Annotated in this window: 25 protein-coding genes; 16 read left to right on the top strand and 9 right to left on the bottom strand. The window is 60.1% G+C overall.

What is annotated here, in order from left to right; translation table 11 throughout:
* Positions 1-3: 3 nt before the first annotated feature.
* Positions 4-441: a prepilin-type N-terminal cleavage/methylation domain-containing protein gene (locus IPK32_02775; GenBank protein ID MBK8090939.1), complete on the top strand. Its 438-nt coding sequence runs from the start codon at positions 4-6 to the stop codon at positions 439-441.
* A 5-nt stretch (positions 442-446) separates the two neighbouring features.
* Here the strand turns inward: IPK32_02775 and IPK32_02770 are convergent, their stop codons facing one another.
* Together IPK32_02770 and IPK32_02765 are read right to left on the bottom strand one after the other, a co-directional pair.
* Positions 447-1,592: a hypothetical protein gene (locus IPK32_02770; protein ID MBK8090938.1), complete on the bottom strand. Its 1,146-nt coding sequence runs from the start codon at positions 1,590-1,592 to the stop codon at positions 447-449.
* A gap of 305 nt (positions 1,593-1,897) precedes the next feature.
* Positions 1,898-2,725, bottom strand: a complete 828-nt coding sequence (locus tag IPK32_02765; GenBank protein MBK8090937.1) for a hypothetical protein — start codon at positions 2,723-2,725, stop codon at positions 1,898-1,900.
* A 217-nt stretch (positions 2,726-2,942) separates the two neighbouring features.
* On the opposite strand from IPK32_02765, the gene IPK32_02760 reads away from it, so the two are divergent.
* The 5 genes from IPK32_02760 to IPK32_02740 all read left to right on the top strand — a co-directional run bounded on the left by IPK32_02760 (position 2,943) and on the right by IPK32_02740 (position 6,712).
* On the top strand, positions 2,943-3,329 hold the full coding sequence (locus IPK32_02760) for an iron-sulfur cluster assembly accessory protein (protein ID MBK8090936.1): 387 nt from the start codon (positions 2,943-2,945) through the stop codon (positions 3,327-3,329).
* A 25-nt stretch (positions 3,330-3,354) separates the two neighbouring features.
* The gene (locus IPK32_02755; GenBank protein MBK8090935.1) at positions 3,355-3,903 is read left to right on the top strand and encodes a hypothetical protein; all 549 of its coding nucleotides are present in this window, start codon (positions 3,355-3,357) and stop codon (positions 3,901-3,903) included.
* Positions 3,904-3,945: 42 nt separating this feature from the next.
* Positions 3,946-4,674 (top strand): segregation/condensation protein A, encoded by a 729-nt coding sequence (locus IPK32_02750; GenBank protein MBK8090934.1) that lies wholly within the window; start codon positions 3,946-3,948, stop codon positions 4,672-4,674.
* A gap of 312 nt (positions 4,675-4,986) precedes the next feature.
* Positions 4,987-5,520, top strand: a complete 534-nt coding sequence (locus tag IPK32_02745) for a hypothetical protein (protein MBK8090933.1) — start codon at positions 4,987-4,989, stop codon at positions 5,518-5,520.
* A 34-nt stretch (positions 5,521-5,554) separates the two neighbouring features.
* Positions 5,555-6,712, top strand: a complete 1,158-nt coding sequence (locus tag IPK32_02740; GenBank protein ID MBK8090932.1) for a 1-deoxy-D-xylulose-5-phosphate reductoisomerase — start codon at positions 5,555-5,557, stop codon at positions 6,710-6,712.
* Between the two features lie 63 nt (positions 6,713-6,775).
* Here IPK32_02740 and IPK32_02735 read toward each other — a convergent pair whose 3' ends face one another.
* Complete coding sequence (locus IPK32_02735) at positions 6,776-8,218, bottom strand: DUF1501 domain-containing protein (GenBank protein ID MBK8090931.1); 1,443 nt, start codon at positions 8,216-8,218, stop codon at positions 6,776-6,778.
* Positions 8,219-8,360: 142 nt separating this feature from the next.
* Here IPK32_02735 and IPK32_02730 point away from each other — a divergent pair, with 142 nt between their 5' ends.
* Positions 8,361-9,692, top strand: a complete 1,332-nt coding sequence (locus IPK32_02730) for a CCA tRNA nucleotidyltransferase (protein MBK8090930.1) — start codon at positions 8,361-8,363, stop codon at positions 9,690-9,692.
* A gap of 36 nt (positions 9,693-9,728) precedes the next feature.
* Here IPK32_02730 and ggt read toward each other — a convergent pair whose 3' ends face one another.
* Together ggt and IPK32_02720 are read right to left on the bottom strand one after the other, a co-directional pair.
* A complete protein-coding gene (gene ggt / locus IPK32_02725; GenBank protein ID MBK8090929.1) occupies positions 9,729-11,390 on the bottom strand; it encodes a gamma-glutamyltransferase in 1,662 nt (553 codons plus the stop codon).
* 203 nt (positions 11,391-11,593) lie between these two features.
* Positions 11,594-11,788 carry a hypothetical protein gene (locus IPK32_02720; GenBank protein MBK8090928.1) on the bottom strand — a complete coding sequence of 65 codons (195 nt, stop codon included), beginning with the start codon at positions 11,786-11,788 and terminating at the stop codon, positions 11,594-11,596.
* A 35-nt stretch (positions 11,789-11,823) separates the two neighbouring features.
* Between IPK32_02720 and IPK32_02715 the strand changes: the two genes are divergently transcribed.
* The 3 genes from IPK32_02715 to IPK32_02705 all read left to right on the top strand — a co-directional run bounded on the left by IPK32_02715 (position 11,824) and on the right by IPK32_02705 (position 16,098).
* Entirely contained in the window at positions 11,824-15,348 is a 3,525-nt protein-coding gene (locus tag IPK32_02715; protein ID MBK8090927.1) for a CHAT domain-containing protein, read from the top strand.
* Between the two features lie 276 nt (positions 15,349-15,624).
* A complete protein-coding gene (locus IPK32_02710; GenBank protein ID MBK8090926.1) occupies positions 15,625-15,846 on the top strand; it encodes a hypothetical protein in 222 nt (73 codons plus the stop codon).
* A gap of 6 nt (positions 15,847-15,852) precedes the next feature.
* Positions 15,853-16,098, top strand: coding sequence for a hypothetical protein (locus tag IPK32_02705; GenBank protein ID MBK8090925.1), 246 nt, complete (start codon positions 15,853-15,855; stop codon positions 16,096-16,098).
* Between the two features lie 231 nt (positions 16,099-16,329).
* On the opposite strand, the gene rplQ is transcribed toward IPK32_02705, so the two are convergent.
* Both rplQ and IPK32_02695 read right to left on the bottom strand, forming a co-directional pair.
* Complete coding sequence (gene rplQ / locus IPK32_02700; protein ID MBK8090924.1) at positions 16,330-16,878, bottom strand: 50S ribosomal protein L17; 549 nt, start codon at positions 16,876-16,878, stop codon at positions 16,330-16,332.
* Positions 16,879-16,944: 66 nt separating this feature from the next.
* Positions 16,945-18,063, bottom strand: coding sequence for a DNA-directed RNA polymerase subunit alpha (locus IPK32_02695; GenBank protein MBK8090923.1), 1,119 nt, complete (start codon positions 18,061-18,063; stop codon positions 16,945-16,947).
* 213 nt (positions 18,064-18,276) lie between these two features.
* Between IPK32_02695 and IPK32_02690 the strand changes: the two genes are divergently transcribed.
* The 5 genes from IPK32_02690 to IPK32_02670 are packed head-to-tail and all read left to right on the top strand — an operon-like array spanning position 18,277 to position 22,084.
* A complete protein-coding gene (locus IPK32_02690) occupies positions 18,277-18,531 on the top strand; it encodes a UPF0175 family protein (protein ID MBK8090922.1) in 255 nt (84 codons plus the stop codon).
* Positions 18,528-19,010: a DUF3368 domain-containing protein gene (locus IPK32_02685; GenBank protein ID MBK8090921.1), complete on the top strand. Its 483-nt coding sequence runs from the start codon at positions 18,528-18,530 to the stop codon at positions 19,008-19,010. The genes IPK32_02690 and IPK32_02685 overlap by 4 nt, the downstream gene beginning before the upstream one ends.
* Before the next feature lie 6 nt (positions 19,011-19,016).
* Positions 19,017-19,973, top strand: a complete 957-nt coding sequence (locus tag IPK32_02680) for an AAA family ATPase (protein MBK8090920.1) — start codon at positions 19,017-19,019, stop codon at positions 19,971-19,973.
* Positions 19,897-20,757 carry a hypothetical protein gene (locus IPK32_02675; protein MBK8090919.1) on the top strand — a complete coding sequence of 287 codons (861 nt, stop codon included), beginning with the start codon at positions 19,897-19,899 and terminating at the stop codon, positions 20,755-20,757. Before IPK32_02680 ends, IPK32_02675 begins: the two co-directional genes overlap by 77 nt.
* Before the next feature lie 49 nt (positions 20,758-20,806).
* Positions 20,807-22,084 carry a hypothetical protein gene (locus IPK32_02670; protein MBK8090918.1) on the top strand — a complete coding sequence of 426 codons (1,278 nt, stop codon included), beginning with the start codon at positions 20,807-20,809 and terminating at the stop codon, positions 22,082-22,084.
* 14 nt (positions 22,085-22,098) lie between these two features.
* Here the strand turns inward: IPK32_02670 and IPK32_02665 are convergent, their stop codons facing one another.
* The gene (locus IPK32_02665) at positions 22,099-22,758 is read right to left on the bottom strand and encodes a hypothetical protein (GenBank protein ID MBK8090917.1); all 660 of its coding nucleotides are present in this window, start codon (positions 22,756-22,758) and stop codon (positions 22,099-22,101) included.
* Between the two features lie 136 nt (positions 22,759-22,894).
* Here IPK32_02665 and IPK32_02660 point away from each other — a divergent pair, with 136 nt between their 5' ends.
* A complete protein-coding gene (locus IPK32_02660) occupies positions 22,895-23,839 on the top strand; it encodes a class I SAM-dependent methyltransferase (protein ID MBK8090916.1) in 945 nt (314 codons plus the stop codon).
* A gap of 12 nt (positions 23,840-23,851) precedes the next feature.
* Here the strand turns inward: IPK32_02660 and IPK32_02655 are convergent, their stop codons facing one another.
* On the bottom strand, positions 23,852-24,094 hold the full coding sequence (locus IPK32_02655) for a CDGSH iron-sulfur domain-containing protein (GenBank protein ID MBK8090915.1): 243 nt from the start codon (positions 24,092-24,094) through the stop codon (positions 23,852-23,854).

The raw sequence follows: 24,094 nt of genomic DNA, 5'->3' as shown, positions 1-24,094 counted from the left end.
AGCATGCGCATTCCTTTCGGCAGCCGAGAGCAGGCTTCGGGCTTCACTTTGATGGAGACGATGCTGGCGCTGCTCATTTTCAGCATCGCCGCCGTGGCGCTGGCAGAGGCTATCCAGCAGGCTGGCCGCACCTCTGACTTGATCCGGCGTGACATGCAGATCCATGATCGCATGACAGCTCTCTCCGCTGAGACGATGCGCCTCATCGCCCTGACGCAGCAGGGGGCACGTCCGATGATCCCAGATGCCGTGGAGGCTGAGGGCGTGAGCTATAAAGTCGTCACGCGGAAGATCGAAGATCTGGTCAATAAAGACAAACAACTGCTCGATAACATCTACGAGATCATCACCACCGCCGAGTGGATGGAGGGCGGCAGCCTGCAAACGGCGGAGGACGTGGCGTGGGTATTCCCCCCACTGATGCCGCGCCTACAGCAGTGATTCGTTCATGGTTGGTAGTCTGGAGGCACGAGTTTCATGAGTTCGGCCACATCTGCATGGGTTTCTGGCATGTCGATTTTCAGTTCACCACGGGCATCGAAGGAGATGTTTTCCATCGTCAGACGTTTGGCACGCACGATAGCCGTGGCGGCGATGAGTGCCTTTTTGGGCTCTGTGAGCCTGCGGAAGATGACGTTGTCCATTTCCAGCTCGCAGTGCCTGTCCTCGCGTCCCGTGACGGTGAAGGGATTTTGGGCCGAGGAGAAGATCACGGCATCGGTGAGCCGGTAGCGGCCATCATCGAGAAAGAACAGGTCAAATCCGATGCAGTCAGCGATGAAGACGCGGTGGTAACTCGTCTGTGCAGTGCCTGTATCGCAGATGCCAGTGCTGTTGCCGATGCTGACAAAGCCATCGACGCGATACTGCGCGGATTCGTGGGCACTGATGCCATCATCACCGCATTCGATGGCGCGGATATTTTCAAAGACCACGTCGCGGCAGTCGCCATGAATGTTGAAGCCATCATTATAGGGGTGCGTTGCGGTGAGGTTCTTGATCACGAGATGCGCATTCTCTCCGCCGAACTGCACACCAGCACTGCGCATCGGCGCGGAGATGTTTGCATCTGCTAGCGGCTTTCCTGGTGGTAGTCGGAGATAAAAGGTGCCGTAGATCGCCATCGAGGGTGGTTTTTCACGGCTCACGTCTTTGACAAAGGTCCACTCACCGCTTTGCAGGTCCTCGGGCTTTTTCAGAGGTGCACTCTTGCCTTTTGAGGTGCGGCCCATGAGCTGGATCTTGCCATCAAAGAGGAAGAACCAGCGCCCGATCACCGCATCACTGAGGCCCGGCATCAGCGCATCGTTTGCGAACAAACCCGGCGCCACCTCACGCCACTTCGTCGGATCAATCGGATCACTGCCCTCTAACGTCGCCCCGTGACCGTCGAGCGTGATCGGCCTCCCCGGTTCGCCTTTTTTCACGTAAAAGCCCGCATAGTCATGATACACCTTCGGTTCCAAGTGGATCGTATCGCCGGGAAGCGCTGCTTTGATGGCTGCGGCGATGCTCGGCACATCTTTGCCGACGTGGATGTCCTTAGCATTCAGCAGCGGACAAAATGGGAGAAGAAATAGAAAACGTCGCATCCTGTGAGGACTCAAAATACGGCCACCACTGCGATCTATTGCCGCAGTCCGTAGTTTCGGCTCCACTGGCTCACTTTTCGCATCCCTGGGTAACCTGCCTCACAGCCGTGAGAGCGACTCCCAATTCTCATCGGCCCATTTTGCCCGCTGATCGCCGTTTTGGCCCGCTTTGAGGCCCTTTTCGGCACCTTCCGCACCCTTTTCCGCCTCCCGGGCACCGCTTTGCCCCGATCCCGCTCCCCTGATTCGCATTCTCGGTTCGTTCGTTCGTTTCGAGAGTGAGAATCGCGTCACAAAAGTGAGAATTAAAGGCCAGCAGGATGACGAGCAACGAAGCCAGCCATGCTGCGGCTCTTCACACGCCATCTCGGGCCCTCGCCTACGCTACCACCGCTGGTGTCCATGCGCAGTCCGCAGATCGTCATGAACACATGCTCCCCTGGCTTCACCCACACCGTGATGAAGCGACCCTGACCGGCTTCGCCATAGTTCATGAAAGCACCGCTGGCCAAAGGCGCACGCAACAGTCCTGCTTTGATCAGCACATAGCTGACGCTGCCACTGCAATCATAAGCACTGTCTTCCACGCTGGCGTGGCCACCGCCGCGCAGGTAGGGCTTGTTCTGAATCTTGTTAGCCGCATACACCGCATGCTGCACCGCCGCAGGAGCACCGGAGGCTAGGGAAGCAAAACGACCATCAAAACGGATCGAAGAAGAGCCACCACCGCCGATAGCAGCCTGCGGAGCTGCCTGACGAGGAGCGGGAGCCGCCTGGCGTGGAGCCACAGCGACCGCACGCGGAGCCGCGGCCTGCTGCTGACGAGGGGCACGGCCCGCAGCAGCCTGTTGGGCATGGTAAGCCGCCCAAGCGGCTTGGTTTTGTGCATAAGCCTGCTGCTGGCGGTGGTAGGCAGCCCAAGCGGCCTGATTCTGGGCGTAGGCCTGTTGTTGGGCTTGATAAGCAGCCTGAGCCTGAGCAGCGGTGTAGTTGCCAGCGGCGTAATAGCCGTTTTGGGCCAGTGAGGAAGAGGGCGCTGCCAGAACGAGCAGGAGGAGGCAGAGGGAAGCCAGAGCAGCGAAAGCAGTGCGTAGAGCAGAGCTGAAGGCGAAAGGGGTGGCGAGGGGGTGCATGGCAGTTGTGTTGTTATGGAAAATATAACAACCACAACAGCCACATCAACCATTTATCATAGAAGTGTGATAAATTCGTAAATTTGAGAAAAAGACCAGGCGAACAGGGCTTAGCTGTTCGAATAGGTCGTATAAGTCCTATGGGGCTTATTTGGCCTATCCAACCAAACTGAACTTCCGGCTTGGCAGGGGAGTAAAGAGGACCACTTTGCGCTCTATGACAGCTATCCCACCTGCCGCTGGACCGGCAGTTAGTATCAAAATCGGCAGCGAGAAGCTCATCAAGGTGCTCCCAGGGGCCTCTGACCGACTGCTGGGGCTCCTGCGGAAGCAGGGCCGTGCGGAACATGGTGCCCTGCGCATCGCGGTGGTGGGGGGCGGCTGCTCTGGTCTCCAATACAAGATGGATCTCGTGGATGGCCCGGCGAATCGGGACATCGTTGTCACCTCGGCGGAGGTGCGGGTGGTGATCGACCCCAAAAGCGCCCTTTTCGTCACCGGTTCCGAGCTTGATTACAGCGACGATCTGCAAAGTGGTGGCTTCAAAGTGAAAAACCCCAACGCCGTGGTCACTTGCTCCTGTGGGGAGAGCTTTTCCGCGTGATCAGATCGGATAAACTCGCCTACCCATGACGGATTGTTTTGCCCTTCTCGGACTGCCGCGTGCAGCGGCACTGGACGAGGCCGCGCTCCAGGCTGCTTGGCATGAAAAGGGCCGTGCCGCTCATCCAGATAGTCCTGGCGGTGATGCTGCTCTGGCTGCGGATATCAACGCCGCACATGAAATCCTCTCCCAGCCTGAAAAACGCCTCAAGCACCTGCTAGAGCTGCATGCCGAGCCGTGGCGGACGGTGCCGATTTCTGCGGAGTTGATGGATCTTTTCATGAAAATGGGGGCCGAGCTGCAAAATGCGGCCATTTTGGCCAAAAAGCGCCAATCCGCCTCCTCCGCGCTGGTTCGGGCACTGCTCGCTCCGCAGGAGATGCGGCTGAAGGAGGCTCTGGAGGCCCTAAATGCCCAAATCGAGGCCTTTCGCAGCCAGGAGCTCGAAAAGCTGCCGCTTTGGGATCAAGCGCCCACGCAGGATTTCGCCGCTTTGCAGACGATCCAGGCCACGTTGGCCTATTTGGCGAAATGGCGGACGCAGATTCGTGAGGCGCTGCTCGCACTGGTTTGACAGCCGCCTTGCGCCGCCCGCCGGACTCGTCTATCTCGCCGCGTGGAAGACACCGACTACAAGGTCCAACTGGAGATTTTCGAGGGCCCCCTCGACCTACTGCTCTATCTCATCAAAAAAGATGAGATCGACATCTATGACGTGTCCCTGGAGCGTATCACGCGGCAGTACCTCGACTACATCGATACCTTCAAGATGCTGAACATCGAGCTCGCCAGCGAGTTCATCGTGATGGCAGCGAATTTGATGTACATCAAAAGCCGCGAGCTGCTGCCCAAGGATGTGCAGCCGCCCGATGAGGAGGCGGATGAAGATGATCCGCGCTGGGAGCTCATCCGCCAGCTCGTGGAATATAAGAAGTTCAAAGAAGCCGCAGGCTTCCTGGGCATCCAGGAGATCAAGGCGGACGAATTCTTTGCCACGACGCCGGAATTACCCGATCTGGAGGCTCCGGTGGTGACGATGGGGCAGGTGGGCATCTTTGACCTCATCCGCGCCTTCCAGCGGGTGCTGAAGCGCTTCGAGAATACCGATGACTTCCGCGAGATCGTCAATGACCGCTTCACTGTCGCTGACAAGATCGAGGAACTGCTCACCATCGTGCCAGAGGGTGGGCGGATGAAGTTTGAGGATCTTTTCTCCAGCGCTAGCAGCCGTGGTGAGGTGATCGTGACCTTCCTAGCCATGCTGGAGCTCATCAAGCTCAACCACCTCCAGGTCGAGCAGGAGCAGCTCCTCGGCGAGATCGTCATCGTACGCCCTGCACTCTGATTTCACATTGCATCCGCGCCGCATTGGGGCAGAGAGGCCGCTCCCCCATGAACCGACAGGAAAATCTCGACTGCTTCTTTCGCGACGGCAAAACCGTCATCCTCCCCATTGACCACGGCTGCGCCATTCCAGTGCCCGGCTTGGAGAACCCATTCGCCCTCATCGAAAAGGTGAACCCCTACGTGGACGGCTATGTGATGAATCTCGGCCTAGCGCTGCGCTCAGGTGACTTGGTGGAGGAAAAGGCCATCTGTCTCCGCGCAGATGTGATACAATACCCGCACCACCGGCCATGGCGCAGGCAGCATCGGCATGTGGGGCTGCGAAGAGGCAGAGATGGTCGGCGCGAACGCCCTCATGACCATGCTCTACCCCGGCATCGATTACGAGAACATCAATTTCCAGGAATGCGCGGACATCATCCGCGGCAGCATGGATACGGATGTGCCCGTCATCATCGAGGCGCTGCCTTTCGGCCTCGGTCAGAGTGCCAAATACACCTGTGAAAACATCCAGTTCGCTGTGCGACTGGCTGCCGAGCTGGGCGCAGATGTGGTGAAGACCCCATATCCTGTCGATGCACGCTCCCCGGATGATTTCCGCCGCATCGTGGAGAGTTGCTTTGTCCCCGTCATCATCCTCGGCGGTGCCGCCATGAATGACGACGCCGGGCTGCTCAAAACCGTGGAGGATGCCATGGACGCAGGCGCCGCAGGTATCGCCATCGGTCGCAATGTCTGGCAGCACAAAAATCCGCCCGCCATCGCACGTAGTCTCGCCGGCATCGTGCATGAAGACCTCTCCGCCCTGGAAGCCCTCGCGCTGCTGAAGGAGCCACTGCGCTAAAAAAGCTCTCCGTTTCATCCAAGCTGCCCCACGCATGCCTTCGCCAGCTCCACGTCGCGTTTTGCTCCTCGGCTCCACCGGGTCCATCGGCACCAGTGCGCTCAAAGTAGCTCGTGACATCCCGGATCGCATGCAGATCGCCGGTTTGGCCGCCCACAGCAGTGTGGATGCCCTCATCGAGCAAGTCCGCCAGACCGGCGTGAAGCAAGTCGCCCTCACGGACGAGGCCGCGGCGGCCAAAGCACGCTCGCTGCTCCCTGCGGATGTCGTTTTGCACGTCGGAGCCCGGGGCCTCGTCGATCTGGTGAACGCCTGCGAGGCCGACATGGTCCTCGTCGCCATCGTCGGCACCGCCGGGCTCGCACCCGCGCTAGCCGCCATCGAGCGCGGCATGCACCTCGCCGTAGCGAGCAAAGAAATCCTCGTCATGGCCGGCGAAGCCGTCACGGAGGCTGCGAAGCGCCGGAAGGTGGACATCCTGCCCGTGGACAGTGAGCACAATGCCATCTTTCAGTGCCTCGAAGGCCATCGCCACAGTCAGGTGCGCCGCATCCTGCTCACCGCCAGTGGGGGCCCATTTCGCCAATTGCCCGCAGATCAGCTCCCTAGTGTGACCGTCGCCCAGGCGCTGAAGCATCCCACGTGGAGCATGGGGCGAAAGATCACCATCGACAGCGCCACGCTCTTCAACAAAGGCCTGGAAATGATCGAGGCACGCTGGCTCTTTGATGTTCCGATGAGCCAAATCGAAGTCGTCGTGCATCCCCAGAGCATCATCCACAGCATGGTCGAGTTCACGGACAACAGCGTCATCGCCCAGCTCAGTCACAGCGACATGTGTTTCCCCATTCAGTATGCCGTGACCTGGCCCGATCGCGTGCCGAACAATCTCAAACCGCTCGATTTTGCCCAGCTCGCTGCACTTACTTTTGAGGCACCGCGCACCCAGGACTTCCCAGCGCTCGATCTCGCCCGCCACGCAGGCAGCACTGGCGGCACACTCCCCGCCGTGCTCAATGCGGCCAACGAAATCGCCGTCGCTGCCTTCCTGGAGGAGAAAATCAGCTTCCCCAGCATCTGGCGCATCGTCGAGCGCACCATGAGTGCCCACAGCACCACCGCGCACCCCAGCCTGGATCAAATCATCGCCGCAGACACCTGGGCCCGCGAGCACGCCAGTAGCTTGCTCTGATGATGATCTTCAATCTGCGTAATCTGTGGATAATCCCTGCTCGGCCCACGCCCCAGCGCCTTCTCAAACCAGCCCCGTGATCGGTGAGCCCATGTAAAGCGTATGCGGACGACCTGTGAAGTCCTTCCAGATCGTCTCACGCGGCAGACCGAGTGCCTCATAGATCGTCGCGGCTAGATTTTCCGGCGTCTGCGGATCACTCGCCGGATAACCGGCCACTCGATCACTGCTACCGATGACACGTCCTCCACGGATGCCCCCGCCAGCCAGCAGCACACTCTGCACATGCCCCCAGTGATCACGTCCTGGCAGCGCCGTCTTCGAAATGCTCGAAATACGCGGCGTGCGGCCAAATTCGCTGCCCATCACGATCAGCGTCTCATCGAGCTGACCACTGGCATCCAGATCCTCGATCAGCGCAGACACGGCCTGGTCCATCGGCGGTAGCAGATAGTTCTTCAGATTCCGCCACGCCGCCTGATGCGTGTCCCAGCTCTCGTTATTACCCAGATTCACCTGGATCATACGCACCCCACTATCCACCAGCCGCCGCGCCATCAGCAGCGACCAGCCGAAACTGTGCCGCCCATAACGATCCAGCCACTTCGGATCGACTTTTTCCAAGCTGAAAGCGTCATGCACCTTACGATTCCCCAGCAGCGATACCGCCGCGCTCCGATACGTGTCAAAAGACACATCCCCAGCGAGCTGCGCCAGATTATCGGCCTGATTTTCCAATGAATCACGCAGCGACACACGGTCTAGCACACGATCCAATGAGAGCCCCTGCGGCAGTGACAGATGCGGAGCCTGAAAACGCATGCTCGCATCCGTCTCAAAGCCACGCTCATGGTGAAACAAATACTGTGGAAAGGCCCCATAGTGCTCCGGGTGATACGGCGACATCTCCAAGAACCACGGATCATGCTGTGAGCCCAGCATCCCGCCGAACTGCCCTGCCAGCGTCCGCCCCGTGCGGTGCACCAGCTTATCCGGCAGCACGATCGCAGGCGGCAGATTATCCTTCCGCCGTGGCAGCAGCGCCGTCGCCAGCGCGGCGATGCTGGGATGATCCGACTTCTTCGGACGCGACGGATCGAAGCCCAACGGCGCATCACTACGCCCCGTGAGCATCACATGATGGCCCAAAGAGTGATCACTGCTGCCATGCGTGAGTGACCGCACCAGCGACCACTTTTCCGAGATGCGGGCCAAGTGCGGCAGATGCTCACAAATGTGCGTGCCCGGCGTGCGAGTGCGTATCGGCTTAAACTCGCCGCGCACCTCCATCGGCGCATCCGGCTTCATATCGAAGCTCTCCTGCTGCGCCAACCCACCGGAAAGGAAGATGTAGATCACCGATTTCGCCCGTGCAGGCCGTGCCACGGGCTGCGCCATCGCCTGCAAGGCTGTGAGATGATTCATCCCCAATCCCAAAAGCCCCACCGCGCCCGCCTGGATCACCTCCCGGCGTGAAAACGGATGAACTGGATGCGGAGAAACCATGCGCCCGAAAGTACGGCCCGGCCCATTGCATGCTTTCTCTCAAAGGGGATCGCGTTTCGATTTTTGGAGTTTCTTTGCAGCGGCTGCGTCTGCCTGCGAATGACGCATTGCAGCAGGGGATGATTTAGTCTTACTGGAGGGAATGAGAGAGGTCGCGATTCAGATTATTGAGAAACTTCATGCTGCCGGGCACACTGCGTTGCTGGCGGGTGGTTGTGTGCGGGATATGCTGCTGGGGCGGGAGGCGAAGGATTATGACGTAGCCACCAGTGCGAGGCCGGAGCAGGTCGTGGCGCTTTTTCCGGGCTCGAAGACGGTTGGGGCGCATTTCGGTGTCGTCGTTGTGCGGGCGGGGAAATCGGATTTTGTCGAGGTCGCGACGTTTCGCAGTGATGGCAGCTATTCGGATGGTCGGAGGCCGGATAGCGTGGTTTTCTCCACGCCGGAGATAGATGCCCAACGCCGTGATTTCACGATCAATGGGCTGTTTTTCGATCCTGTGGCCAAAAAGGTCATCGACTATGTGGGCGGTGAGAATGATCTGCGAGTGGGGCTGCTGCGGGCGATCGGAGTGGCGGCGCAGCGCTTTGAGGAGGATCGGCTGCGGCTGCTGCGGGCGGTGCGTTTTGCGACGGTGCTGGGTTTTGATATGGAGGACTCGACTTGGCACTCGGTGTGTGGTTTGGCGGAAAAAATCACCAGTGTGAGCATCGAGCGTGTGCGTGAGGAGTTTAGCAAAATCATGCTGCATGAGAATCGGGTGCGTGGTTTTGACCTGCTGGTGGGCTCTGGGCTGATGCAGCATATTTTGCCAGAGATTCTGATACTCCAGGGATGCGAGCAGCCACCGCAGTTTCACCCGGAGGGGGATGTGTTTGTGCATACTCGGATGATGCTGGGGCTGCTGCCTGCGAAGGTGAGTCTGCCGCTGGTGATGAGTGTGCTGCTGCATGACATCGCCAAGCCAGCGACGCAGACGCGGGATGCGGATACGGGCCGTATCCGCTTCAATGGGCATGATAAGCTGGGGGCGCAGATGACGGATGTGATCATGCGCCGGATGAAATTCCCCAATGACGTGATCGAGCCCACGGTGGTGGCTGTGGAGCATCACATGACCTTTATGGAGGTGAAAAAGATGCGGACGGCGACGCTGAAACGCATGCTAAGTCGTCCCACCATCGACGATGAGCTGGCGCTGCACCGGGTGGACTGCCTGGGGAGCAATGGGCGGCTGGATAATTACGAGTTTATGCTCTCGAAACGGGAGGAGTTCGCCAATGCGCCGCTGGTGCCGCCGCGCTTGATCAATGGGGCGGATTTGATCCGACTGGGCTGGCACGCTGGCCCGGCGATGGGGCGACTCCTGAACACCCTCCAAACCCTCCAACTCGACGGCGAACTCCAAACCAAAGAGCAGGCGCTAGCGTGGATCACAGCGAATGCGCCTGTTGCCGGTGTGTTTGAGGAGTGAGAGGCAAAACAGTCAAACGGGTCCATGTGGTCCTTTTCAGCGACCACCGGCTTTCCCAGGCACACGGGGATCGTGAGCTGGGAGGAAGGTTTTTGTCTCAGCATCGAAGGAGATGGCTTGGCAGGCACCGAAGCCTTCCGATGGCGCGAGGCGGTGTCCGCGTTTTTTGAGATCGGCGAAAACGTCTGCGCCGAAGGCTTTTTCGATCTTGAGCTCGTCGGGGTTCCACTGGTGATGAAAACGCGGGCGGGAGAGTGCCTCCCCAGGCGTGAGTCCATCATCCAGCACGTGCGTGATGAGCAGCAGCGCCTGCGTGATGATCGTCGGGCCACCAGCGGCACCGGTGACGAGGATGGGGCGTCCGTCTTTGAGCACGATCGTGGGACTCATGCTACTGAGGGGGCGTTTGCCGGGGGCGACGGCGTTCGCCTCTGCACCGATGAGTTTGAAGGCATTCGGCACGCCGGGCTGCACGGCGAAATCGTCCATCTCATCATTCATGAGCACGCCGGTGCCGGGAATGACGACTTTGCTGCCGAAGGAGGTGTTGATGGTTTGATTGAGAGCGACCCAATTTCCCTCTTTATCGGCGGTGCAGAGGAAAGTGGTGTGTTTGCCGAAAACATCGCCCTCCCAGTGCGGAGGCATTCCATGACCGGAAACCTTCGTGGAGTGCTCGGGGTCGATTTTACGGGCCAAATCGGCTGCGTAAGCCGGATCGACGAGGCCACGCGGCACTTTGGCAAAGTCGGGATCACCGAGCCAATGAGCGCGATCCGCGAAAGCGAGCTTCATCGCCTCCGTGATGACGTGGACACGCGTCGCGACATCCAGCGTGCGAATAGGAAAATGCTCCAGCGTGTGCAAAATCTGCGCCACATGCACCCCACCACTACTCGGCGGCGGCATGGTGATGAGCTGATGCCCGCGATAGCTGCTGCGCACCGGTTCGCGCTCGGGGGCACGATACGCAGCCAAATCGGCCACGGTCATGATGCCGCCATTTTCGCGCATCCACTCTGCGGCTCGCTGGGCAAAGTTCCCCTCGTAAAACCACGTGATACCATGCTGTGCGATGGCACGATACGTCGCCGCAAGATCGCGCTGCACCAGCGTGTCGCCCACGGCGAGCGGCTTGCCATCGCGCAGGAAGATGGCGGCAGATGCGGGGAAACGAGCGAGCTTCGACGCGGTAGCGGCGAGCTTCCGCGCATACACGGCATCAATGGGGAAACCTCTATCCGCGATCTGCGCGGCGGGCAGCAGCAAGTCCGCTAGCGGCAGGCGACCGTGTTTTTTCCGAGCCGCTTCACAGGCCATGAGATAGCCCGGCACGCCAGATGCGAGCGCACCGGTCTTGCTCGCCTCTTCATCGAGCTTGCCACCGATGAGGTACATGTCGCGATGTGCTGCCGCTGGTGCCATCTCGCGTCCGTCGATGCAGGTGATGGTGCCATCCGCCGCGTGGATGACAAAAAAGCAGCCACCGCCGATGCCGGAGTTATACCCATCGACGACGCCGAGCGTCAAACCGGCGGCGACGGCAGCGTCGATGGCGTTGCCGCCTTTCTCAAAGACTTCCAGCGCCGCCTGTGTGGCCAGCGGGTGCACCGTGGCGACAGCGTGTTGCTTGTAGGCACTCTCCGCCGCTGCGAGCAGCGATGCCGAGAGGAAAAACAGCGAGAGGATCGTTCTCATGCCGCGAGCATAGCCGCTCACCGAGCGAAAAGGCAAGCGCGAGGGGCCGAGCCTTCATGATTTGTGTATTCCCTCTGTGGTTCGAATAGACATAAACCGCGAATGAAACGCTGGCAGACCTTCTCTCGAAATGGTTGGGGATGAGCCTCATCATAACGGTAAAAAACAAATCCCGATGAGGCGAGGTGTAGAAACAAAATGCGTCACCCCGCCCGATTCACCGCGCTGAGCACGGCTTTGATCGAGGCGAGTTCGATGTTGGTGTCCGTTCCCGCGCCCCAGATGAGTTTGCCGGTGGCGATTTGGATCTGGAGAACGGAGCGCACGCGTCCTCGCGTGCTGTCTGCCGCGTCTCGCGGGAGACTGTCCCTCGTACTCCCGCTAGCTATTGCTGGCATTCCCTGATCTTTCGCTAGGATGCGTGAGCATCCTCATGATCACTCCCCATGCCACGCTCCTACTCGAAGGTGAATTCATCCAACTTCGCTGCCCAGCGGGCCATGTGTCAGAGGACATTCGTTTGGATGACATTGCAGTGAAGCAGCTACGCGAGTGGGCGGCGCAGCATCTCGCACTGGCGAAAAAGGATAACGCAGCCGGTTTGTTGGCGCTGGGGCAGCAGATGACCACTTGGCTGGAGGGCAGCACGGGCCAGGCCACGCGAGTACTGGAGGCGGGTAGTGCGCCGATGATCGTGGAGATGATCGTGGGGAAGCTGGATAGCTCGGAAAAGGCGCGAGCCTTCCTGGATGCGCCTTGGGAGCTGCTGGCGCTGCATGGGCAGCACCTCGCACTTCGCGCGGATGTCGGCCTGACGGTGATTCGCCGCATTGGCAAAGCGCAGACGCCTTCTCCTGCTGCGCCGCATCGTCTGGGCGTGGTTTTCATGGCCGCCGCACCCCATGGGGCGGATAATCTGAACTACGAGGACGAGGAAACAGCCATCTTGGATGCGACGAAGGGCCTCGGCCTCGATCTCGTGGTCGAGGAGAGTGGCACGCTCGATCTGCTAGCCGCCTGCGTGGCGCGGGAGCAGCCAGAGGTGGTGCAGATTTCCTGCCATGGCAGTTTGCAGCCAGAGCCGGGCCTGCTGCTGGAGGACGAGGTGGGTGATGTGGCCTACGTCACTGCGGCGAAGCTCAGCCAGCGGCTCGCCGCGCATCATCCACGGCTGCTGTTTCTTTCCGCCTGCCAGACGGCGGAGTCCCATGCCGTGCTCGATTCGCTGGCCCAGTCGCTCGTGCGCTTGGGAGCACGGGCCGTGCTCGGTTGGGCTGCGCCAGTGCTGGATCATGAGGCCGCGCTGTTTTCATCGCTCCTGCTGCGGCAGCTCTCGGAGGGCATGGAGCTAGCGCAGGCATTCGGTTCCGCTCGCTTGGCTTTAGCCGATCATGACAGCCTGCCCGAGTCGCCGGATGGCAGCCCTGCCGCGCGGGACTGGCATCTCGCGCGGCTGTACCTGGAGGCGAAAGGCGGTGGCGTGTTTGCCACAGCGGGCGGCCCCCATCGACTCATGGGTCGCGGCCAGGCGGCGAAGACCTTCCTCGACGTGAAAGGCCAAAAAGTGCCCGTCGCTGGTGAGGCGGAGTTTGTGGGCCGTCGGCGAGAGGTGCAGACTCTTTTGCGTGAGTTCCGTGCGTCTTCCGCCCAGCGCCATGCTGGTGTTATCATCCATGGCATGGGCCGCCAGGGGAAGTCCAGCCTCGCTGCCCGTGTGGCGCGGCGGCTGGAGCACACGCATGAGGTGCTGGTACTCTTTGGCCGTTATGATGCCGCTTCCATCTTGAGTGCCTTCCGCGAGCGCATCAGCACACCGGAGGTCACAGCACTGGTGAGCGACTGGCTGCCGCGTGTGGAGCAGGATGCCGCCTTGCTCCTTCCCGCCCTCCCCGCACTGCTAGAGGGGCCTTGCTGCCAAGAGAAGCCCGGCACGCGTCCCGTGCTGCTCATCGTCGATGACTTCGAGCAGGCCTTGGAGGCCGTAGCGGATGCCCCTCATCGGTTAAAGTCGGAGCTTGTCCCCGCCCTCCGCAGCCTCATCCGTGCCTTTCAAACGGCAGAGACCGACTCCCGCCTGCTCTTCACCTGCCGCTACGAGTTCAGCCTGCTAGATAGCAGCGGCCAGGAAATGACGGATCGCCTACTGAAAGTGCCGCTGCACGGCATGACCGGCCGCGAATCCCGCAAACAGCTCTGGGCCAAGCTGCGCCAGCAGACCGCACTCACCCTCACGCAGCAGCAAAACCTTCCCGCCCTGGTGGATCGCCTGGAGCGCATCACCGCTGCCGCCCAGGGCAATCCTGGCCTGCAAGACCTGCTCCACAGCCTCTGCCTGGAGTCCCCGCCGAAGTGCGATGCCTGCTTGGAGCAGATGGAGACGTATTCCCAGACCGGTCAGTCACCGGAGGAAGACCGCGTTCGGCAGTTCTTGGAAAATCTCGCCATTCATTCCCTCATCGGCCTCCTGACTGCGCCTGCACGTGAGCTGCTGCGTGCCTCCACCCTCTTCCAGCTTCCGGTGCCAGTCCCCGTGATGCAAACCCTCGCCACCGCCGTCGGCGCAGACGAGCACGCCATCCCCCGCCTACTCGCCCTCGGTCTCTGGGAGGTCTTTGAAGACCTGCATGACCACCAGCAACGCGCCCTGGCCCTGAACGCTCTCGTGAAGCCCCTGGCCGGTGAATTGACCGATGAAGAAAACATCAACCTCACCACCGTCAGCGTGGAGTCCCTCTTCGAGTGCTGGGGTGCAGAAGGTGGAAACGAGGAGCATGGCTCCCTCCAGAGCTTTGAACTGACACGCCTCGCTCTGCTGGCCCAGCAGCCGCGTGTTCTTGTTGCCTGCGTAGCGGGTGCCTTACGTTTTTTGGCTCAGCAATTCGAATACAAACTCGCCGCCGCTTGGGCGGCACAGGTGATGGAAATTTTGGATCAGGCAGGAGTAGCGGCCTCTGTTGATTTGCTGCGCACGGCTGCGGAGAGGCTCACGCAGGTGGGAGATGTCCAAAAAGCGGGCGGTTTGCTTGAACGAGCACTCCAGAGTCTCAGTGACGGCCACTCGACTGGCGGCATCGACCACGCGGCGACGCTGATCACTCATGCACGCGCTTTGGTTCAGCAAGGTCGGCCAGACGAGGCATTGAAACACTTCCAAGCCGCCGATGCTTTGCTGCCTCAGGGGCGCGAAAAGGCGGTCGTTTTGGGCGACATCGCGCGGATTCGCGCCGCCAAGGGCGAGGTGGACGCGGCGCTGGCCTTGCAACAGGAGATGCTGGGCATCTTCGAGGGCTTGGGCGACAAGCGCTCGCGGGCGGTGACCTTGGGCGACATCGCGCGGATTCGCGCCAAGAAGGGCGAGGTGGACGCGGCGCTGGCCTTGCACCAGGAAGAGCTGGAGGTATACGAGGGCTTGGGCGACAAGCGCTCGCGAGCGGTGACCTTGGGCGACATCGCGCGGATTCGCGCCGCCAAGGGCGAGGTGGACGCGGCGCTGGCCTTGCACCTGGAGATGCTGGGCATCTTCGAGGGCTTGGGCGACAAGCGCGAGCGAGCGGTGACCTTGGGCGACATCGCGCGGATTCGCGCCGACAAGGGCGAGGTGGACGCGGCGCTGGCCTTGCACCAGGAGAGGCTGGGCATCTTCGAGGAACTGGGCGATAGGGATGGCGAGGCGAATGCCCTCTGGTCGATCGCGAAAATCGAAGTCGAAAAGCAGGAGTGGCAGGCGGCCTATGAGCACTTAGCTGCTTCTTATGCCATCAATCTCCAACTTGGCCGCCTCGACGGCATCAGTTTCGTGGGATTGGATCTCGGGCGGCTCCTCTGCGCCGCTGGAGAGCAGCAGAAAGGACTCGCGATCCTGGAACGATCCTTGGCTGGTTTTCAAAAGCTCGGTTGGGCGCGGGAGATCGCATACACCGAAGCCATTCTGGAGCACTGGAGAGCACAAGCGTCGTAAAAGGGACTCTCGCCGGGTCTGAGCTGGAAGCGGCAGCGCATGTGTCATTCAGCATTCCAATAAAGCCAGTTGCAAAACCCCTCTGTTCCTCCGTTTTTTCACTCTGCGGAACTCTGCGCTCTCGGCGGTAGCCCACGGATTGAACCGCAGAGGCCGCAGAGTTCCGCAGAGGTTTTACGACTGGCTCAATAGCCTTCCATTTGCAATAGACATCCTTTGCGGCATGACTGCGGCTGATCTCACCCGGATGCTCTGGCGAAGCTGGAGGCAAAGCTCATGGCGGACCTGGAGATAGTGCGGAAGGTGCGGGCACTGCTGGAGGAGCTCCAGCTCGGTAGCAGCGGCAGCAGCCCTTTGAGCGTGCCGCAGCCTGCTGTGGCGGTGATGGCTGCCACGCCCGTTTTCACGACGAAAGCACCCGAACGCCCGCGTGAGGAGGTGCTGAAGGAATGCCTCGCCGCGACCGGAGGCCGCCCTTTTGCTCCGCAGGACTTCTAAAGCCGCGTGAAGGCCCTCACCCAGCGCTGGCCGGGTGACAAAGAGGTGAAGACCTTCCTCAATCGCATGATCCGCCAAGGCCACGCCGTCGTGCATGAGGTGCGCAAAGGCCGCCCCGGCAGCCTGTATCGCTCCCTGCTGCCGATCACGGTGAGTGACACAGCCCCCGAGGTCGAGGTACCCACGGACGCACCACCGTGTGGCATGGAATGTCACTTAGCTGCCGAACCTGAGAAGCAGGCAAAAGCATAAGCTTAGATGACATTCATCTCTGCGCACCTCTGCGATCTCCCGAAATAAGTTCCAGAAATTCTCCCGCAGCCAGGAATCAGGACTGCTCCACATACAAGATTCAGGGAAGCCCACAGATTGGGTTTCTGAGATAATCTGCTGGCCTCCCCTGAATTGTGGGTGCAAAAAAACGCGGGAGCCGTTTGAAGGGCTCCCGCGCTGTTGTGGATGGGGTCTGCTAAGAGGGAGGGATTAGTCTTCCTTCTTCTTGGCGGCTTTTTTAGCGGCTGGCTTCTTTTTAGGAGCCTCTTCGCCTTCAGCAGCAGCGGCTTTTTTCTTGGCCGGAGCTTTCTTTTTGGCGGGTGCGGCGGCAGCGGCTTCTTCGCCTTCTGGAGCGGCTTCGCCTTCAGGCTCAGCAGCAGGGGCAGCGGCGGATTTTGGCACAAAGGCGTCCACCCATTCGATGTAGGCCATCGGGGCGGAGTCGGTGCGGCGTTGGCCGAGCTTGGTGATGCGGGTGTAGCCTCCGTTGCGGTCTTTGGATGCCGTGGCGATCTCGTCAAACAGCACTTTCACCACTTTGGGGTGGCGGAGGTAGCTGATGGCGTTGCGGCGATCATGCAGCGTGCCGTTTTTGCCGAGTGTGACCATTTTTTCGGCAAAGGGGCGCACGGCCTTGGCTTTGGCGAGCGTGGTGCGGATGCGACGGTGCTCGATGAGTGAGCACACGAGATTCATCAGCAAAGCGTCGCGGTGGTCCTGCTTGCGCTGGAGTTTGATGGTTTTCCTTCCGTGTTTCATGTCCTGTTACAGTCTTTCCTTTTCTAAGTGATCTATGTGAGGGGTGGTTTGCGGGTGCGGGTGTGATTACTCGTCTTCGTCGTCGCTGAAGTTGCTGTCCACGAGCTTGGTGAAGCCGGCGGCGTCGGCGAGGTCGTCCTCGTCTTCTGCGATCATGCTGCTGCGAGCCAGGAGGCTGACGCCACCAGGGATGGGCTCCAGGAGGGCAGGGTCGAACTTCATGCCGAGAGACAGACCCAGCTCGGCGAGCTTTTCCTTGATCTCGGTGAGGGATTTCTTGCCGAAGTTGCGGTAGCGCAGCATCTCGGACTCGGTCTTCATGGCGAGCTGGCCCACGCTGGTGATGTTGGCGTTGTTGAGGCAGTTCGCGGCACGGACGGAGAGCTCGATCTCGTTGACGCTCATGTTGAGGAGCTTGCGCAGCTCGGCGTTTTCCTCGCTCTGGGCTTCTGGTGCGGCCTCGAACTCGATGGCTTTGTCGTCGTAGTTGACGAAGACGTCGAGGTGGTGGCGGAGGATGGCGGCGGATTGGAGAAGGGCATCCTGCGGAGTGATGCGGCCATCGGTCCACACGTCGAGCACGAGCTTGTCATAGTCGGTGTTTTGACCGACGCGGGTGGTTTCGACGGCGTATTTGACGCGGGTGACAGGGCTGTAGATGCTGTCGATGGGGATGACGCCGATGGGGGTGTCCTGGCGCTTGTTTTCTTCCCAGGTGGAGAAACCACGGCCCACGCGGACTTCGAATTCGGCCTCAAATTTGGTCTTTTTGTCGATGGTGCAGATGACCTGGTCTTTGTTGATCACTTCAAAGTGATTGTCCTCTTTGATGTCACCCGCAGTGACGACGCCAGCGCGGTCCACCAGGATGGAGAGCAGGCGGGGCTCTTTGTTTTCGCTGTTGTGGCGGAATTTGATCTTCTTCAGATTGAGGACGATCTGGACGACGTCTTCGACGATGCCAGGGAGGGTGGAGAACTCATGCTCCACACCGCGAATTTTCACGGAAGTGATGGAGGCACCTTCCAGGGAGGAAAGCAGGACGCGGCGGATGGAGTTGCCGATGGTGTGACCGTAACCTTTGTCAAAAGGCTCGGCGACGAACTGGGCGTAGGTTTCGGTGGCCGTGGCTTCGTTTTTCACGAGGCGGTTCGGCATCTCGAAGCGGGCAAGACGTGCGGACATGGGATGTTGTAGGATTTGGCCGGGTTACCTCCGGGCGAGCATCCAGCGCATTCTGAAAGAATACGTGGCTCGGAGACCAACGGCGAATTGTCTGTGGGGGGGAACTCGCGGGGGGCGGATAATGCGGGGCCGTCTTCCCTTTGCAAGCACGGATTTTGCCTTGGGAACGGACCGTGCTTGTCAGGCTGCCGCACATGCCGCATGTTTACCCATATGAATATCGAAATATCCATTCCTGAAGCTCTGCGTGCGCCTCTCCAGGAGCGTCTGCTAGATCTGAACCGTGCAGCTTTGGAGGGGGTCGCGGTGAGTGCCTATCGCCGTGGAGTCCTTTCGATGGCCCAGGTCGGTGAGTTGCTCTGTCTAGATTCTCGTTGGGCGACCCAGCGATTTCTCTCTGAAATGGGAGCCTGGCCTTCCTACGATGAGTCGAACATGGCAGATGAGCTCACTTCACTCTCGGCATGACGGTCATTAGTGATACATCGGTTCTCTGTTATCTGGCCTTGATCGGAAAATTGGAACTATTGAAGAGTTTCTTCGGGCACGTTATTTTGCCGCAGAAAGTGCTCGATGAATGCCTGCACCCAGAGGCTCCGCTGGAGCTTCGCCGGGTGTTCAGTGGTCAATTACCCTCATTTATAGCGGTAGAGGAGCCCCAAGCGATTTTGCCTGAAACCGTGTCATTGGACCCAGGTGAGTCTGCTGCCATCAGCCTAGCTTGGCAGTACCGCTCCGAATCGCTCCTCCTGATTGATGAACGCTCAGGTCGAGCAATTGCTCAGGCACTAGGCCTGAAAGTGCGCGGTTTGGCGGCGCTGGTCGCGGAGGCGCATCGCAAAGGGCAACTCGATTTTGACAGTGCCATGGAAGAGCTTCAAAGGCATGGATTCCGCCTTTCTTCCAGTCTGCTGCATCGCTTCCGCAACGAACTTCACTTAAATTGAGCCTCCATGAGCGCCCCCACGCAAGATTCCCCGCCTGATTCACCGCCCGCACCAGATTCCCCCGCATCTGAGCCGGTGGCAAAGGCTGAGCCGCCACCGCCGCCGGATGGTCCGAAGCCCTTTTCCCCGGAGGAGATCACCACCAAGCTGGAGGACTTCATCAAGAACACGCTCGGTGGGCAGGTGCTCTTCACCCGGATCGAAGGCCCGCGCCCCGCAAAGGATGGCGACGATAAAAACGCTGACGCCGAGCCGCAGCCGGATAACAGCGCCCGCTTTGAGTTCAATCTCAAGCCCATCGACATCAAGAACCATCTGGACCGCTTCGTCATCCGCCAGGATGAGGCCAAGAAGGTGCTCGCCACGGCTGTCTGTGACCATTACCACCACGCTCGCATGCTGCGTGAGCACCGGGAGGCGAATCCCAATGGCACCCCGCTGGAGTTCTCCAAGCAAAACGTCATCATCATCGGCCCCACCGGCGTGGGAAAGACCTATCTCGTCAAACACATCGCCGATCTCGTCGGTGTGCCCTTCGTGAAGGCGGATGCCACCAAATTTAGCGAAACCGGCTATGTCGGCGCTGATGTGGACGACATGATCCGCGAGCTCGTTTACAAAGCAGATGGCGACATCGAGCTGGCGGAGCATGGCATCATTTATCTCGATGAAATCGACAAGCTCTGCTCCGGCACGGAGAAGCTCGGACGTGATGTCAGCGGGCGCGGCGTGCAGACCGCGCTGCTGAAAATCATGGAGGAGACAGAGGTGCCACTCTACGCTCAGAATGACATCCGCAGCCAGATGCAGATGATGTTTGATACGCGTAAAGGCCGCACCGGCCGCGAGATCATCAATACGCGGAACATCCTCTTCATCGTCAGTGGTGCCTTCAGTGGCCTGGAAAAGCTCATCGAGCGCCGCACGAACCGCAAGGCGATCGGTTTCGTCACCGCAGGCTGATGGTGAGCGCACACCGGTCGAGCACCTCTTCCGTGAGTCTGCCACGAAGGACTTCATCGACTACGGATTCGAGGCAGAATTCATCGGTCGTCTGCCGGTGCGAGTCGTCTGTGACCCGCTGAGTGCGGGGGACCTCTTTGACATCATGAAAACCTCTGAGGGCAGCCTCATCCGCCAGTATGAGCGTGAATTCGGTGCCTATGGGGTCAAAGCCACCTTCACCGACGATGCACTGCATCTCATCGCGAAACGAGCTGCGGAGGAGAAAACGGGCGCACGCGGCCTAGTCACAGCCTGGGAGCGTGTTTTGCGGGATTTTAAATTCGAGCTGCCCAGCCTGGGTCTGCCAGAGATCGAGATCGACGCCGCTTTGATCGAAAAACCCGCTGCGGCCATGCATCGCTGCCGTGAGGCTGCATCCCGCATCGTCCATGATTTCAGCGCTGCGCATACAGGGGAGGTGAATGCCTTTGTGGAGCGGTTTGATCGTGAGCACGGCTTTCTCCTGCGGTTCGATGCAGAGGCCATCACGGCCATCGCCCGCCGTGCCTTGCTAGAGGGGCTGGATGTGCCCAGCATGTGTCAGAAGCTCTTTAAAGACTACCCCTTTGGCCTGACGCTCGTCGCACGCGGCACGGACAATGATGAATTCGACATCCCCGCATCCGCCATCGCCAATACAGACTCCTACCTGAGTGAGCTCGTGGTCCAAGCCTGCCGCCCACCACAGGAAGAAGCCACCACGGTGGAAGACGCCGCACCGCCTGCTGCTGCTGCCGCCTGATGCCTCTGCTACCCATTCCCCATCGTCAAAACCGCACTCCCCAGTCCCCATGAATCGAAATCGCACCGCAGCCATCCTCATCGGTTGTTTGATCTGCATCCCGCTACTGGCTCTCTATGAGCTAGGCTTCTTCGCGGATGTCGCACGTTGGTTTGATGCACTGTATGCACGCATCTTCGCGGTGGAGGAGCCCTTGTGGCATGGGAAGATGCTGCAATACGGCTACTACACGCTCATGGCCTTCGTTTCAGCCTGGGTCTGCATCGAGATGCCCGCGAACTGGCCACGCTTGGCCTTTTTGCTCGCAGCGACATTTTTGACCCGCACACTCGGACTCATCCTGGTTTTCACCGGCACGCTCTTTGAGCCTGTTTCTGGCATTTCGGCCATTTGGGGAGCTGGGATCGCCGCCATCGCCGTCAGTGGCAGTCTGAATGGTCGCAGAGCACACATCATGCGCGGTCTCTTTGCGGGCCGTATCTCCGCGCAGGCCTTTGATGAGCTGGTGCAGCGGGATAAGCCCGCCGAGCTCACTGGAAAGCGTGAGCTCACCATCCTGAGCTGCCGCCTGCTCAATCCGACCGAGCTCGGCTCTGAGACAGACGGTGAAAAATACGAGAGCCTCATCAGCATCCTCCAGCGCGGTGTGTCGGAGTTCATCGTCACACGCGGCGGGTATCTCGATGACTGTGATGCACACAGCATACGTGCGCTGTTCGGCTACCCCCATGCGGATGAGCACCATGCACTGCATGCCGCGCAGGTAGCTGCTGCACTGCGGGCACAGCTCAGCGCCCTCGCCCGTGAGTCAGAGCATCTCTGTGGTGTGAAGGCACGCTTCGGCGTGGCTTTGAATACAGGTGAGGCCATGTGCGGCCTGCTGGGCATGGAGGACTTTCAGAGCTTCAGCGCCAGCGGCGAGGCCTGCGACTTCACCGACCGCCTCAGCGTGCTCAATGGCATCTACGGCTCCCGCGTCCTCATCGCCCCACGCACCTACGCAAAGGTGAAGGACAGCATCGAGGTGCGGCCTCTGGAGATGCTCTACACCGCCAGTGGGCAGCCACTCGGTGAGATCTACGAGCTACTGGCTGAAAAAGGCACCCTGCCAGAGGCAGATGCCCGCGCCCGTGATGCTTTCTGGCAGGGGGTGGTGCAGTATCGCCAGGGCGAGAACGACAAAGCGCTCGCCAGCTTCCAAAATGCGACCATTGAGGACCGCGATGATGCTCCTGTGCGCTATTTCATCGACCTCGTCACCGCACACCTCAAAGATGCCAGCAAACGACCCAGCGTGCCAAAGCATGGCCGCCTCATGACGGCCTGATCCAGTCGTAGCGCTTACTTCGCAGCAGCAGGCGCTGTCTCTACCTCCACATGGGCATCATCGAAGTACACGGGCTTGCCGCTGAAGGGCGTGGCCCATAGCGTGCATTTGCCTTGTCCTTTGAGTCCCTTGTCGCTGTGCTTGAGCTGGGGCTCGGCAGGTGCAGCGGTGTCCGCAGCGGGCCAGGCGCTAGCGGTGATGTACCATGCGTCACCAGCGGCTTTTTTGACCTCTAGCTTCAGGTGTAGCCACGCATCACTTTTCCAGATGAAGGGGGCAGAGGCCACGGTTTGATCCGCTTTGATGAGCTCCAGCTGCTTTTTCGCGGGATTCACATAGAAGCGGTAGCCGCTCATGCCATGCACACTGATGCCGAAACGCGGCGTGCTGCGCCCTTGCTTGCTCGCCAACACTTTGACCTGCACGCTGGCATTCCCAGCAGCAGAGTCGCCGAGTTGGGCGGCTCCCTCCACCAGTTCGGTCCCTGGGTCGATGACCAGGGCCTTGCCACCGTCTTTTTCAGCGATCTGGATATTGCCGTCGATCACAAAGACCTGCTCCGGCGGCGCACCTGCTGCCATGTCATCGAATCGGATATCGAGCTTCTTCATCTCCTGCGCGGTGGCAGGCAGTGCAGCGGCGAGGAGGAAAGTGGAGAGGATATTTTTCATCATGATGTGATCGAAACTAGTTGGTGGCCTGGGTTCTTTCAGAGCCGGTGCCCTCCATCGGGCGGATCATGCGCTTTTTCAAATCCGCAGAAGCATGCTTCATTGCTCACGTCGAGATCTTGCGACAGGCTAACCACCTGTGAATCCATCCCCCCACCGCCGCCCACCTGTCCAACCTGCGCTCTGGATCACGCCAGAGGACATGGCGGCCATCGAGGCAGCGGGCACGCGTGCACACCGCCTAGCCTCTGGCTCCGAGGGCTGGGTAGAGCGGCTCGGAGAGGATGTGATGATCTCCCACAAGAATGATGCGGCGCTCGATGAGCTCGCCGCAGCCCTGGACGCATGGTGCAGCCCCGGCCCATGGGCACCAGCACGCGTCTTTACCCGCTTTTTGCCGCTGAAAAATGCCGACCGCATCGCCCCTGTGCTGCGCCGTGGAGATGCCGCCCTGCCACTGACCACGGTGGTCACAGAGGCAGGTATCCGATATGCACTGGACTTCGGCGCTGGCTACAGCCACGGCCTATTCCTCGATCAGCGGGCGAACCGTGCCAAACTGCACGCAGCACGCCCCAAGCGGCTGCTCAATACCTTCGCTTACACCTGCAGTTTCAGCGTCGTTGCCGCACTCGCAGGCGCAGAGACCGTGAGTGTGGATTTATCCAGAAAATCACTGGATCGCGGGCGCGAGAATTTCACCCTCAATGGCATCCCAGAGGCACGCCACCGATTCCTCGCAGAGGATGCCCTCGAGCTGCTGCCAAAGCTCGGGCACCGGGGCGAGCGCTTTGATGCCATCGTGCTCGATCCGCCCACCTACTCACGCGGGCACCAGGGGCGCTTATGGCAGATCGAGCAGCACTTTGAGGACCTCGTCCTCGCCGCGCTCGAGATCGCAGGCCCCACCTGCGCCATCCTCCTCTCCACCAACTGCACCAAGCTCGATCCCGTCACCCTGGAGCGCCAAGCACGTCTCTGCGCGAAGACCAAACGCCGCACCACCGACTTCAATCGGCTGAAGCCCGTCGTGGACTTCCCCCCCGGCCATGGAGCCAGCACCATCTGGATGATGGTGCGTTAGCAAAAGCTCCGCTCAGAGAGCCTTGTGCGAGCCATCGCAGAAAGGCGGATTCTTCGTGTGCTTGCAGTTGCACAGCCAGACTTTCTTCGCCTCCGGCAGTGTGAATTTCTTCGGCCCGAAACCCGTGCCCTTGTGCGAGCCATCGCAGCTCGGCTGATGGCCGCTGAGGCCGCAGGCACACCACCAGTGATCACCCGCAGGCAGCTCGACAGCGACAGGTTGTTTTTCGTGAATTTTTGGGAGAGTCGTTTCCAT

The sequence above is a fragment of the Verrucomicrobiaceae bacterium genome (genome assembly GCA_016713035.1).
In the GTDB taxonomy this organism is placed as follows: Bacteria; Verrucomicrobiota; Verrucomicrobiia; order Verrucomicrobiales; family Verrucomicrobiaceae; genus Prosthecobacter.
This window is presented reverse-complemented; position numbering and strand designations above follow the sequence as displayed.